Annotated in this window: 14 protein-coding genes; 8 read left to right on the plus strand and 6 right to left on the minus strand. The window is 68.4% G+C overall.

All coding sequences use genetic code 11. The features are described 5' to 3' along the window. The 3 genes from CFP68_RS17225 to ccoS are packed head-to-tail and all read left to right on the plus strand — an operon-like array spanning window position 1 to window position 2,743. Window positions 1–474, plus strand: coding sequence for a FixH family protein (locus CFP68_RS17225; RefSeq protein WP_099828171.1), 474 nt, complete (start codon window positions 1–3; stop codon window positions 472–474). Next, on the plus strand, window positions 471–2,582 hold the full coding sequence (locus tag CFP68_RS17230) for a heavy metal translocating P-type ATPase (RefSeq protein WP_099828172.1): 2,112 nt from the start codon (window positions 471–473) through the stop codon (window positions 2,580–2,582). The genes CFP68_RS17225 and CFP68_RS17230 overlap by 4 nt, the downstream gene beginning before the upstream one ends. After that, on the plus strand, window positions 2,579–2,743 hold the full coding sequence (gene ccoS / locus CFP68_RS17235) for a cbb3-type cytochrome oxidase assembly protein CcoS (RefSeq protein WP_099828173.1): 165 nt from the start codon (window positions 2,579–2,581) through the stop codon (window positions 2,741–2,743). The genes CFP68_RS17230 and ccoS overlap by 4 nt, the downstream gene beginning before the upstream one ends. Before the next feature lie 430 nt (window positions 2,744–3,173). Here the strand turns inward: ccoS and CFP68_RS17240 are convergent, their stop codons facing one another. The 5 genes from CFP68_RS17240 to CFP68_RS17260 form a co-directional block, all read right to left on the minus strand. Beyond that, on the minus strand, window positions 3,174–3,998 hold the full coding sequence (locus tag CFP68_RS17240; RefSeq protein WP_099828174.1) for a replication initiator protein A: 825 nt from the start codon (window positions 3,996–3,998) through the stop codon (window positions 3,174–3,176). After that, window positions 3,995–4,252, minus strand: a complete 258-nt coding sequence (locus tag CFP68_RS17245) for a hypothetical protein (protein ID WP_145953483.1) — start codon at window positions 4,250–4,252, stop codon at window positions 3,995–3,997. The genes CFP68_RS17240 and CFP68_RS17245 overlap by 4 nt, the downstream gene beginning before the upstream one ends. Beyond that, window positions 4,236–4,913, minus strand: coding sequence for a ParA family protein (locus CFP68_RS17250; protein ID WP_099828176.1), 678 nt, complete (start codon window positions 4,911–4,913; stop codon window positions 4,236–4,238). The genes CFP68_RS17245 and CFP68_RS17250 overlap by 17 nt, the downstream gene beginning before the upstream one ends. 445 nt (window positions 4,914–5,358) lie before the next feature. Then, window positions 5,359–6,573: a pyridoxal phosphate-dependent aminotransferase gene (locus tag CFP68_RS17255; protein WP_099828177.1), complete on the minus strand. Its 1,215-nt coding sequence runs from the start codon at window positions 6,571–6,573 to the stop codon at window positions 5,359–5,361. Between the two features lie 30 nt (window positions 6,574–6,603). Then, the gene (locus CFP68_RS17260) at window positions 6,604–7,548 is read right to left on the minus strand and encodes a 2-hydroxyacid dehydrogenase (RefSeq protein WP_099828178.1); all 945 of its coding nucleotides are present in this window, start codon (window positions 7,546–7,548) and stop codon (window positions 6,604–6,606) included. 115 nt (window positions 7,549–7,663) lie between these two features. Between CFP68_RS17260 and CFP68_RS17265 the strand changes: the two genes are divergently transcribed. The 3 genes from CFP68_RS17265 to CFP68_RS17275 all read left to right on the plus strand — a co-directional run bounded on the left by CFP68_RS17265 (window position 7,664) and on the right by CFP68_RS17275 (window position 10,139). Further along, window positions 7,664–8,500 (plus strand): LysR family transcriptional regulator, encoded by an 837-nt coding sequence (locus tag CFP68_RS17265; RefSeq protein ID WP_099828179.1) that lies wholly within the window; start codon window positions 7,664–7,666, stop codon window positions 8,498–8,500. Between the two features lie 142 nt (window positions 8,501–8,642). Next, complete coding sequence (locus CFP68_RS17270) at window positions 8,643–9,191, plus strand: recombinase family protein (protein ID WP_099828180.1); 549 nt, start codon at window positions 8,643–8,645, stop codon at window positions 9,189–9,191. Between the two features lie 471 nt (window positions 9,192–9,662). Then, window positions 9,663–10,139 (plus strand): helix-turn-helix domain-containing protein, encoded by a 477-nt coding sequence (locus CFP68_RS17275; RefSeq protein ID WP_099828181.1) that lies wholly within the window; start codon window positions 9,663–9,665, stop codon window positions 10,137–10,139. 270 nt (window positions 10,140–10,409) lie between these two features. Here CFP68_RS17275 and CFP68_RS17280 read toward each other — a convergent pair whose 3' ends face one another. Next, window positions 10,410–11,099 (minus strand): GntR family transcriptional regulator, encoded by a 690-nt coding sequence (locus CFP68_RS17280; RefSeq protein ID WP_099828182.1) that lies wholly within the window; start codon window positions 11,097–11,099, stop codon window positions 10,410–10,412. A 123-nt stretch (window positions 11,100–11,222) separates the two neighbouring features. On the opposite strand from CFP68_RS17280, the gene CFP68_RS17285 reads away from it, so the two are divergent. Both CFP68_RS17285 and dctP read left to right on the plus strand, forming a co-directional pair. Continuing rightward, a complete protein-coding gene (locus tag CFP68_RS17285; RefSeq protein ID WP_099828183.1) occupies window positions 11,223–12,296 on the plus strand; it encodes a 4-hydroxythreonine-4-phosphate dehydrogenase PdxA in 1,074 nt (357 codons plus the stop codon). 39 nt (window positions 12,297–12,335) lie between these two features. Next, window positions 12,336–12,867, plus strand: a 532-nt coding sequence (gene dctP / locus CFP68_RS17290; RefSeq protein ID WP_169961491.1) for a TRAP transporter substrate-binding protein DctP, incomplete at its 3' end; no start/stop codon positions are given.

Below are 12,867 nucleotides of genomic sequence, written 5' to 3' on the forward strand. Positions count from 1 at the left end.
ATGCCCACCCATGCACCCCGCAGCGCGCGGCGGATCACCGGCTGGCATGTCCTGGCCATGTTCGTCGGCGGCTTTTCGGTCATCATCGCGGTCAACCTGGCGCTGGCGTTCAACGCCATCCGCACCTTTCCCGGGCTCGAGACCGAAAGCTCCTATGTCGCCGGTCAGACCTTCGATGCCGACCGCGCCGCACAGGACGCGCTTGGCTGGGATGTCGGCGCACGCTACGGCGACGGCCGGCTGACCTTGTCGATCACGGGTGCCGATGGCGCGCCGGTGCGCCCCGAGGTGGTCTCGGCGACCCTGGGGCGGGCCACCAACGTCGCCTCGGATTCCACGCCGCAGTTCGCCTGGACCGGCACCGCCCTGGCCGCGCCCGCCGACCTGGCGCGCGGCAACTGGAACCTGCGCGTCGATCTGCGCGCGTCCGACGGCACCGCGTTCCGCCGCCGCATTCCGATCCGGGTGAGATGATGACCGTCGTCTGCCCCGCCTGCCCGCCGATGCCGATGGCCCATGACACCGCCCATGATGCGGCGGGCGATGTCGTGCACCTGTCGTTGCCGGGCATCCATTGCGCCGCCTGCATCGGCGGCGTCGAGGGCACCCTGGGCGCCGTGCCGGGGGTGCGGGCCGCCCGGGTGAACCTGGGGCGGCGGCGGGTGCGGATCGTCACCGCGCCGGATCTCGGCGCGGCCCCGGCGCTGGCCGCGCTCGAGGCGGCGGGATACGAGGCGCACGAGCTGGACGACACCGTGCAGACGGGCGGCAGCGACGATATCGGCCGCACATTGCTGGCGCGCATCGCCGTGGCCGGGTTCGCGATGATGAACGTCATGGCGCTGTCGGTGGCGGTGTGGTCGGGGGCCACCGCCACCACCGAGGCGCTGTTTCACTGGATCTCCGCCGCCATCGCCCTGCCCGCCCTGGCCTTTGCCGCCGTGCCGTTCTTTTCGTCCGCCGCCGCGGCCCTGCGGGCGGGACGGGTCAACATGGATGTCCCCATCGCCCTGGCGATCGCCCTGGCCTGCGTGACCTCCCTGCACGAGACGATCTACAGCGCCGGCGCCGACACCTGGTTCGACGCTGCGCTGTCGCTGACGTTCTTCCTGCTGGCCGGGCGGTACCTGGATCACCGCGCCCGCGCCGTCGCCCGTTCGGCCGCGGCCGAGCTGACCGCGCTCGAGGTGCCCCGCGCCACCCTGCTGGACGGCACCGCCCGGCGCACCGTGGCCGTGGCCGACATCGCCGTGGGCGACCGGATCGCGCTGAGCGTCGGCGCCCGGGTGCCGGTGGACGGCACCGCCGAAAGTGCCGCGCTGCTGGACCGTTCGGCCCTGAGCGGCGAATCCGTGCCCGTGGCCATCGCCGCCGGTGACGCGGTCTGCGCCGGCGAGGCGGTGCTGGATGCGCCCTTCGTGCTGCAGGCCACCGCCCGCGCCCAGGACAGCACCCTGCGCCGCCTCGCCGCCCTGGTCGAGATCGCGGAAACCGGGCGCCACCGCTATTCCGGGATCGCGGATCGGGCCGCGCGGCTCTATGCCCCCATCGTGCACACGCTGGCGGCGCTGACCTTCGGCGGCTGGTGGCTGGCCACGGGCGATGTGCACCGGGCCGTGGGCATCGCCACCGCCGTCCTGATCATCACCTGCCCCTGCGCCCTGGGCCTGGCCGTGCCCGCCGTCACCGCCAGCATCACGGGGCGGCTGTTCCGCATGGGGGTGCTGCTGAAATCCGACAGCGCACTGGAACGGCTGGCCGATGTGGATTGCGTGCTGCTGGACAAGACCGGCACCCTGACCGAGGGCACGCCACGCCTGACCGGCCTGGACGATGCCGCCGCCGGTGTCGCGCTGGCGCTGGCACGGGCCTCGTCGCACCCGGTGTCGCGCGCGATCGCCGCCGCCCTGGCCGATCACGATCCCGCCGAGGTCACGGATATCCGCGAAACAACCGGCACCGGCGTCAGCGGCCGCTGGCAGGGCGGCGCGGTGTCGCTGGGGCGCGGCGCCGACGGCACCGAACTGGTGCTGGGCCAGGCGCGGTTCCCGCTCGAGATGACCGAAAGCCTGCGCCCCGGGGCCGCCGACATGGTAGCGGCGCTGCTGCGCGACGGCTTCGAGGTGCGGATGCTGACCGGCGACCGCCCCGGCGCCGCCCAGGCGCTGGCACAGAGGCTGGGGATCGACCTGGTCCATGCCGGGATGCGCCCCGAGGACAAGGCCGCCCTGGTGGCCGAACTGGGGGCCGAGGGACGCCATGTGCTGATGATCGGCGACGGGCTGAACGACACCGCCGCGCTGGCCTCGGCCCATGTGTCGCTGGCCCCCGCCAGCGCGCTGGACGCCGCACGGGTGGCGGCGGACGGGGTGATCCTGGCCTCGGATCTCGGCACGGTGGCGCAGACCCTGCGCACGTCGCGCCGCGCGCTGCGCCGGATCCGCCAGAACCTCGGCCTGGCCGCCGCCTACAACGCCGTGGCCATCCCCATTGCGCTGGCCGGGTTCGCCACACCGCTGGCAGCCGCGCTGGCGATGTCGCTGTCGTCGGTGACGGTCGTGGCCAACGCGGTGCGCCGATGAACATCCTGGTCGTCCTGATCCCGGTGTCGGTGTTTTTGGGGGCGGTGGGCCTGGCCGCCTGCATCTGGACCCTGCGCCATGGTCAATACGAAGACCTGGAAGGCGATGCGGCCCGCATCCTGCTGGAGGATGACGCGCCCGAGGATGACGCCAACGCCTGAACGGCGCCGCAGAGCGGGCCTGTAGGCGCTGCCTCAACGGCCGGCCCATTTCCCCCGGCAAATGACGACAGCGGCGCCTGACGGGCTTCTCCGGGCCTCTGCGACGGCATCAGGGATGGAAGTGGGGACAGCGGGCATTGGCGTATTGCCCATGTTCCCTGCACATCCTTGCCGCCCGGCAAAGTTATCCACAGCCCGCTTCGGAGAGGCGGAACAGTTATAAGAATAGTTAAAGTAGTTAGACCGAATCAGAATCGGTGTTTCCTGTCGTGAAAACAGAGACTTGCGCGAGACCCCGAGTGTGTGATGCACCGTGCCCGAGTGTGTGATGCACCGTGCCTGCGATGTGTGATGCACCGTGGCTTCGCCGCCGGGCGCCGGGGCGGTGGCGGGAAAAAGTGTGTGATGCACCGTGTCCCGAAAGACACGCTCAGAGCAGCAGCCGGCGCCATTCCAGCCGCAGCACCGGGCCGTTGGCGCCGGATTCCTCGGTCATCGTATAGGTCGGCAGGGCGTCGCGCTTGATCGCGATCCGAAGATCGCGCGAGAACTGGCCGAAGGGGGCCGGCGATCCGGTACGCTTGTGCAGGTCGCGAAAGGTAAAGATCCAGCCCTCGGGATTGTCGACCCCGTTGCCCGCGTGGCGGCGCGCCAGGCGATAGAGGAACCGGTCCAGCCCGCTGGTCAGCTCGAAATACCGCGGCGAGATCGCCAGCACCTCGCGCCCCTCGACCACCGCGCGGTAGATCCAGCGCGGCAGGGTCATCTGCGCGCCCAGGGGGCGGCCGTGGTCGTCCTCGTCCAGGGTGTAGTCGGCCAGCAGGTTGAACACCTCCATGCGTTCCTTGTCGCGCCGCCGGATCGTGGTTTCGATCCGCGTGCCCTGCAGCCGGGCGATGGCGGACTTGAACTGCTGGTAGTTCTTGCCCCCCGTCGCCCGCCCCACCGCCTTGAGCAGGTCATAGGGGCGGAAGGTGATGGTGGCGCCGGGTTTCTGGCCGCGTTCCACCCCGGCGTTGATCTGCGAGATGCCCCAGAGCAGGATGTCGAAATCATAGATCGTGGCGATGCCGCCGGTCTGCTCGGAGGCGGTGATCGTGACCTTCTGGCCCGACGGCCCCGTCCAGTCCAGCCGCATCGGGCTGCGCTTGGCCAGGCTGACCATGGGGGCCGACATCATCTCGCGGTCATCGCGCAACGGGATGTCGCCGATGATCGCGACGAACAGGTCCAGTTGTTCGCGCTGGGTGCTCATTTCGCCGGCCCGTGGCCGTCCATCAGCAGGCGCAGCATGTCGGCATAGGTGCGCCGGTCGTCGCGGCACAGCCGCTTGAACCGCTCGATGGTGTCCAGCGGCGCCTTGATGCTGATCTGGCCGTCGCGTGGCGCCTCGCGGCTGGGCCAGCGTTCGGGCTCTGGCGGGCTGGCCGGCGGCGCGGCCCGGGGCGCGGTGGTGATCGCCTTGGTCTCGAACTGTTTCAGGCGGTTCATGTCAAGCGGTTTGGGCATGGCGGCTTTCCTCGAGGATATCGACGATTTCAGAGACGAAGGCCTGGGCGTTGGCCACGGCCTTGTCGATCCCGTTGACGTCGGCGGGATCGAGCTGTCGCAGCCCGCCACCGGCGTTGTGCAGCGACGAGAACGCGGTGCGCCGGTGCAACTCGGTCTGCATCACCCGCCCGGCCTTGGTCAGTTCGCGGTGGATGTGCTTTTCCAGCTTGCTTTTGACGGCGGCCGAGGTGCGCGCGAACAGGATCGCGGTGGGAATGGCGCGGCGCCGCGCCCTGCCCTCCATCTCGATTTCGGCCAGGGTTTCGATGGCAGCGTCGGCGTCCTGCTGCTCCTCGCCCGAGGGGATGACCACCAGGTCGGATTCGGCGATGGCAAAGGACGTCAGCCGGCTGGCCGACCCCTCCAGGTCGATGACCACGAAGGTGGCGGCACGCTGTGCCTCGGCGATCTCGTCCTGGATCGTGCGCTCGCCGCCGCTGGTGACGACGCGCAGGGTGTCGGGCAGGCGCGCCAGCGTCGACCAGCGGGTCAGGCGGCGGGCCGGGTCGGCGTCGATCATGATGACATCCGTGCCTTCGGCCAGTTCGGTGGCCAGGACGATGGCCGATGTCGTCTTGCCGGCGCCGCCCTTGGATGTGGCAAAGGAGATTGTGGGCATGTCCACCTCGGGGATAGGGAACTCTGGCCAATGGTATGCAGAAGTAGGGTAGCCATGGCAACCCTAGCCTAGCCTAGGGTAGGGTATCATAGGGTAGGATAGGGTAGCCAAGGATACCTCGGAGAACCCTTGGGTACCTTCGGGTATCCAAGGGTATCGCACGGAAAGAACGGGATTTTTCCGGGGCCGGGTCAGTGTGGCGCCGATCCGCCCCTTGTGCCGCGTCCGGCAAGGACCCCCCGGAAGGATCGGGCGTGGTCCAAGGGGGACGCGGGTGTGCCTGTAAGACAGGGCGGTGTCCGGATCTGCGAGCCGGCGCGAAACGGCCGTCTCGGTGACGTTCACATCCTCGGCGGCGTTGGCAGGCCCGAGGTGGCGCGCAGGGCGTTCAGCGGCGCAAAGCGTCGCCTCATCCAGATGTCCCCCCGTCCGACGTGCCCACCGATCAGCTTTTGTAGCGCGCCACCATCTCCACGATGCGCTTGGCCGCCGCGACGGCCGCGGCGTGATCCTGCGAGAAGTTCAGCCGGATGCTGGCCCGCGTGGCGGGGGCGAACTCGGATCCCGGCGTCACCGTGACACCGGCCTGGCGGCGCAGCAGGCGCACGAAGACCTCGGGCGAGACGTCGAGCGGCGGCAGCGCCGGAAACACATAGCTGCCCGCCTGCGGAACGGCCGTGGCAAGGCCGGCCCCCCGGAACACGCCGATCAGGTCGTCGCGGATCGCCTGGTGGTCCGCGATCCGCGCCGCCATCCAGCCGTCGGGTTCGTTGAACCAGGTGTCCAGCGCCGCCTGGTTGTATCCCGCCGCGCGCAGCGACACGATGGCCTGCAACCGCTCCATCCGCTCGATCAGTTTCGCACTGCCGAACGCCGTGCCCAGCCGGAACCCGCTGAGCGATTCGGTCTTCGACGGGCCCATGATCGTGATCAGGTTTTCCGGCGCGTTCTCGTCGGCGCGCAGGTGCGTGTAGCGTTCGCCGTCATAGAGCAGCCGGGAATAGAGCTGATCGACGATCACCGTCACGCCGTGGCGCGACGCCAGCCGTGCGATGGCGGCGATGTCCTCGGGCGAATACACCAGACCCGTGGGGTTGTTCGGGGTGGAGAACACCAGAACCTCGGTGCCGTCCTTGAACGCCGCCTCGAGCCGGGCCAGGTCGGGGCCGTTTTCGCCCCGCGCGCCCAGCCAGGACAGGGCGATCGGAACCACCTCGCCGCCGAAGAAGGCGACCAGCTTGCGGTTGGCGAAATAATCCGGCTCGACCACCGCCACCTTGGTGCCCGTGGTCACCGTCGCGCCAAGCGCCAGGAACAGCGCGCCCTGGGTGCCCGGCGTGATGATCAGCTCGTGCTCCGCCGAAACCGGACACCCGGTGAACGTGCCGAGACGCGCCGCCAGCCCCTCGCGGATCGCCGCCGCGCCGCGGTATTCGGTATAGGCCTGCCGACCCCCCGCCGCGAAGCCGGCGTTCCACGCCTCGGCCGAGCCGGGGGTGGGGGGGAAGGCATCGACATCGCCGTGCGAGAAATCGACCGGAACGCCGTTGAAAAGACCGCCCTTCATCTGCGCATCAAGATCGCCGGTGTCCTGGCGGACCTCCTGTCCGGGGGCGTTGTCGGCGGCCAGCGCGCTGAATTTCTCGTCGAGGGTGGTCATGTCGGGCTCCGGTTCTTGTGGGGCAGGGGGTCAGTATCCGGTTTCACGGGACACGGTGGCCGGCATCCGGCCGGTGGCGAAATAGGCTTCGATGTTGTCGGCCACCACCGCCGACGCGGTGCGCCGGTTCGTCGGGGCCGAGATATGGGGCAGGACGGTGATCTGGCGATGATCCCACAGCGGATCGTCTGCGGGCAGGGGTTCGGTCGTGAAGACATCCAGCACGGCATGATCGACATGGCGGCTTTCCAGGGCCGCCAGCAGGTCGTCGCGCACGACGATGTCGCCGCGGGCGAAATTGATCAGCGACGCGCCGGGTTTCATGGCGGCCAGGAACCGCGCGTCCAGCAGGCCGCGCGTCAGCGGGGTCGAGGGCAGCAACACCACGACGATGTCTGCCTGGGCCGCAAGCCGCGACAGCCCCTCGGCGCCGCTGAAGGTGGTGACGCCGGGCACGTCGCGGGCGGTGCGGCTCCAGCCCAGAACATCGAACCCGTTCCGCACCAGGCGTTCGGCCGATTTCTGCCCCAGGTGGCCCAGCCCCAGAACCCCGATGCGGCGTTCGGCGGCGGTGGGCAGATCGTGCTGTTGCCAGACGCGACGGGCCTGCTGGGCGCCATAGACGGGCATGGCGCGGTGCAGGAACAGCGTCCAAGCCAGCACCGCCTCGGCCATCGTCTCGCCCAGTTGCGGATCGACAAGGCGGACGATCTGCACCGCGTCGTCGGGCATGTCGCGCAGGATCCGTTCCACCCCGGCCCAAAGGCTCTGCACCCATTTCAGCCGGGGAAACGCGGCCAGATCCGCCGGATCGGCATTCGCCACGATGGCCACTTCCACGCGGTCACGCTCGGCCGGCGCGATTTCGGTGGCGAACCGGATGTCGAGGCCCGGCGCGGCCTGCCGCAGGGCGGCCAGCCAGGCCTGCGCCGCGGCGTCGTTCAGGCCATGCACGAAAGGTGTGATCGGTTTCATCGGGCTCTCCCATCGCCTGCACCGACAAGGGCGCGCGCCCCGCCGTGGATGAGGACTAACAGCCGTGGAAAGATATGGTTAGCATATTCCTGTAGGCTCAGAAGACAGGATTTCTATGGATACCCGGTTCATCCGCACGCTGCTGGCCGTGGTCGAGACCGGATCCTTTGCCGGCGCTGCACGGCGCGAGAACCTGACCCCGGCCGCCGTGGCGCAACGCATCAGAAGCCTTGAGGCCAGACTGGGCCACCGCCTGGTCACCCGCACCGGCCAGACCGTCGCGCCGACCCGGCAATGCACGCTGATCCTGCCCCGTCTGAACGAGATCGCGAAACAGGTGGGACAGCTGGCCGGCGATCTGGACCCCACCGGGCTGGCCGGGCCGGTCCGGCTGGGCGCGATCTCGACCGCGCTGAGCGACCGGGTGCCGGGGGTGCTGGCGCGGTTCGCCGAACAGGCCCCGGCCGCCAGCCTGACCTTCGTGCCCGGCACCTCGGGCGATCTCTATGCCCGGCTGCTGGAGGACCGGATCGACGCCGCCTTCGTGGTGCGCCCGCCCTTTGCCGTGCCCAAGTCGATGGCCTGTGTGCCGGTCGAAACCCAGGCGTTCGTGATGATCGCGCCGGCCGGTGACGACCGGTCGCTTGCGGCGATCGTGTCCGCCGAACGCGCGCTTGTCTATGACCCCGACAGCTGGGGGGGGCGGATCGCCATGCCGTGGATCCGCGCCCATGTCCCGCCGGGGCGGATCCTGTGCGAGCTGGACGCCCTCGAGGCCATCGCCATCGCGGTGGGGCGCGGCGTCGGCTATGGCATCGTGCCCGATTGGCCGGGGCTGGCGGGCCTCGCGTCGCTCCGGCGCATACCGCTGGCGCCGCCCGTGCCCACGCGCGACCTGGTGCTGCTGCATCGCCGCCTCAGCCCCGCCTGCGTCGGGCTTTTGCAATGCTGAACGGGTGGCCGGCCCGCGTCACTTTTGGGCACAGGTGCAGGTGACAGGTGGATGTGACAGCTTCATTCGTCACATAAGGGTGGCGCATCGGCCCTTGTGACAGTATCACCCGGCCAGCCACCCCAATGTGACGGATTTTGCCATGCCCCGGATCGGATATGCCCGCGTCAGCACGGCGGACCAGGATCTCGGGATCCAGAAGGCCAGGCTGGCCGCGGCGGGTTGCGCAATCATCCGCGCCGAGACCGGCTCGGGTGCGATGCGGACGGGACGCGGCGAATTGGCGACGGTGCTGGAGTTCCTGCGCGCGGGGGATGAATTGGTGGTGCATCGTCTCGACCGGCTGGGCCGCTCGACCCGCGACGTCCTGAACCTGGTGCACGAGCTGGACGCCCGGGGGGCGTCGCTGCGCATCCTCGAGCCCGACATCACCACGGCGGGCGACATGGGCCGCATGGTCGTCACCGTCTTGGGCATGGTGGCCGACATGGAGCTAAAGTTCATCCGCGACCGTCAGCGTGCCGGGATCGAGGCGGCGAAGGGCAGGGGGGTCTACAAGGGGCGGCGCAAGCATGTCGATGACGCCGCGATCCGGCGGCTTGTGGCCCAGGGCATCCCGAAGGCCCGGATCGCCCGCGACCTGGGCATCTCCCGCATGACGGTCTACCGCGCCCTGCGTGCGCCCGGATAACGCCGCGCCCCGGGCCGGTGGCGGATGCCGGTTTCACGGGGCCCGGGCAGGGTCGGGTTGGCAGCGGCGCGCAGGGTGTGGCGATGGCATCGCGCGGGCCGGCCAGGGGGCATCGCTGCCGTGCCCCCGTCCGTGGAGCGCGTCCGCACGGGACGACCGGCCGACGGGGCCGCGCGCGCCAGGCATGGAGGGGAAACCGCATCGGCGATGCGCGGTGTTTCCCGCCCGATAGGGGTGGCCGGCCCCCGGCTTTCCCGACGGCCCGGTTTGCCCGATGCCGCGAAGGTGCGCGAACCGGACCGGTCCGCGGGGCCCGCCCCCAGCCCGTCTGGTTCGTGTGGTTTCGCTCGCACAGGGCGGCGTCGTGAGCGATCTTATGACGCGACAATGTCGCGTCATTGTCGTGGGCCTGTCGTGGTGTCCTTTACGGCGAGACTTTATCTTGGACGGCAAAATGAAAGGTATGCACTCGTGATTGTCAGAAAGCTACGTTTGGAAAGGGCTCTGTCTCAAGAACAGCTCGCGCACATGGCCGGCATCAGCACGCGCACGTTACAGCGGATTGAGCGCGGCGCCAATGCCAGCCCAGAGACGTTGAAGTGCATCGCCTCCGTTCTCGAAACCGATTTCGACAATCTCCAGAAGGAACAGGACGTGACAATGGAAGACCGACCCGAATTGGCCAGGCTCTCGGCCGAAGAAAAGGAAGCCATGGAGTATGTCCGTGACATCAAGGCATTCTACATGCATCTTCTTGTATTTGCCGTGGTGATCACTGGCCTCACGATCATGAACCTGCTCTTTAGACCGGGACATTTCTGGGTGCTTTGGGTCGCATTCGGTTGGGGCATTGGTCTTTTTTCCCATGGTCTCGGTGTCTTCGAGGTTTTCAACCTCTTCGGAGATGGTTGGGAAAAACGACAAATCGAAAAACGAATGCGCCGATAGAAACAGGCATGACGCCCGCTACCAATGGCGGCCTTTCTGAAAGAGGGTCGCAAGGCGAGCGGACGAAGAGTAGAGCCGGTTCCCGGAACCATTGACGCCGAAGCTCGGAAGAAGCGACAGGTTTGGCGCAACTCTCGAGAAATTCTTCGAAAGCCGCGTTACGTCATGCCAGGGCTTCCACGGTTGCCCACGGCGATTTACGCCGGGCTTTCGCCGTCGATCTCGCGGAGAGCCACATGAACCGGAAGGGCTGGGCGGGGCAGCCCCGTTTCAGATGCTATTCTGGACGCGTTTCCATGTGTTGGCGAGGTGGCGTTCCATGACTTCGGCCAGTCCGGCGCTGTCGCGGGCTTTCAGGGCGGCGACCATGGCTTCGTGTTCGGCCACGGCGTCGGCCCAGTGCTGGGGGGTGCTGTTGCCGATGAAGCGGATCCGTTTCAGCCGGGCCTGGATGTTGGATTGCATCTCGATCAGGGTCGGGTTGGCGCTGAGCGCGGTCAGGCGGCTGTGGAACTCCTGGTTCAGCTTGTAATAGGGCAGGCGGTCGCGGGCGCGGTAATGGGCCAGCATCCGGTTGTGCAGATCCAGCAGGGCGTCGATGTCGGCGTCGGATGCGCGTTCGCAGGCCAGCCGGCCCACCAGCGCCTCGAGGTGGGCCAGCACCTCGAGCATCGAGCGCACCTCGGGCGGGCTGAGCTTGCGCACCCGGCTGCCGCGCGACGGGCGGATCACGATCAGCCCCTCGGCCGCCAGGGTGCGCAGGGATTCGCGGAACGGCGTGCGCGACACGCCCAGCTGGCGCACCAGGGTCGTCTCGTCGATCCGGCTGCCGGGTTCCAGCACGCCCTCGATGATCAGGTCGCGCACCCGGCTGGCCACCTGGTCGTGCAGCGTTTCCTTGCGGATCGCCAGCGGGTGATCCGTCTGGGGCGTGCTGCGCGGGGATGGCTGGTCGGTCATGGGATACTCCTTGGCGGAATAATAGCTTGTGATTCCGGAAAATCACGACTTGAATTTTGACCACAGCATTTTGTATACAATACACAACAGCGGGAATCCGTTCTCGACACGCATGGGGTTGGCATGAAGATAGCGTTCGCTTTGGGAGATGCGGCAGGGGTTTCGCCGGAACTGGCCGCACGGGTCATGGCCGATCCCGCCGTCGAGGCGGGCGAGATGATCGTCATCGGCGATGCGCGCGTGCTGGAGCTGGGCTGTGCGCAGGCCGGCGTCACGCTGGACCTGCCCCGCGTCACCGCCGACATGCTGGGCGATCTGCCGGAGGGGTCGGTCCTGCTGGACATGGGCAACTGCGATCCCGCCGACGTGCCCCTGGGCGAGGCGGGCGTGGCCGGCGGCCGCGCCTCGGTGCAGAACTTCCGCGCCGCCCTGTCGATCGCCAACGCGGGGATCGCCGACCTGGTGTTCTTCACCCCGTTCAACAAGCACGCCATGCGGCTGGCGCAGCCCGATTACGTCGACGAGATCGGCTTCATCAACGCCACCATCGCCGCCCCCCGGTCGGGGCGCGAGTTCAACGTGCTGGACGAGGTGTGGAACGCGCGTGTGACCTCGCACATCCCGCTGCGCGAGGTGGCCGACGCGCTGACGACCGACCGGATCTACCAGAGCCTGAAGTTCACGTCCGAGATCATGGAGGGCGCGGGGTTCGAACGCCCGCGCATCGGCGTTGCCGCGCTGAACCCCCATGCCGGCGACGGGCGCAACTTCGGCACCGAGGACGACGACATCATCGCCCCCGCCGTCGAACGCGCGCGCGCCGAACAGATGCCGGTGACCGGCCCGGTGCCGTCGGACACGGTGTTCGTGCGCGCCATCCGCGGCGAATTCGACGCGGTGCTGACCATGTTCCACGACCAGGGCCAGATCGCGATGAAGCTTCTGGGCTTCGATCGCGGCGTCACCCTGATCGCCGGCTATCCGTTTCCCATCGTCACCCCGGCCCACGGCACCGCCTATGACATCGCGGGACAGGGAAAGGCCGACACCGGCGCCACCTTCAACGCCGTGCATCTGGGCCGCAAGCTGGCCCGGCGCGGCGCCGGCAACGCCGATCCGGCCGATCACGACACCCTGCGCCGCGCCCTGCCGGACCTGATCGGACGGATCCGCGCCGGAACCGACGACTGGACCTGAACGAAACGTCTGACAAAAACATCTTTGGGAGGAGATAACATGAAACTTCGTCACACCCTCGCGGCCCTCGCCGCAATCGCCGTCGCAACACCAGCGCTGGCGCAACAGGAGATCATCTTCGGCCTGTCCGCCGCCAGCGGATCGCTGCAGGAACAGACGGCCAGCGAATTCGCCCGGCGCGCCAACGAGAAGCTGGGCGACAAGGCCGTCGTCAAGGTCTTTGCCGACAGCCAGCTGGGCAAGGACAAGGACATGCTCCAGAAGATCAAGCTGGGCACCATGACCCTGACGCTGCCGTCATCGACGATGCCGGAAATCGCGCCGGAATATGCAATCTTCGATCTGCCGTTCATGATCAAGGATCGCGCCCACCTGGCCCGCATCGACGAGACGCTGTTCAAGGATGTGCTGGTCCCCGCGGCCGAGGCGCAGGGATACCGTCCGCTGGCGATCTGGGAAAACGGGTTCCGCCAGATCACCAACAACGAACGCCCCATCACCACCCCCGCCGACCTTGAGGGGCTGAAGATCCGCACGCCCAATTCCAGCTGGCGGGTGGCGATGTTCAAGG

The organism is Oceaniglobus indicus (genome assembly GCF_002751875.1).
Lineage (GTDB): Bacteria > Pseudomonadota > Alphaproteobacteria > Rhodobacterales > Rhodobacteraceae > Oceaniglobus > Oceaniglobus indicus.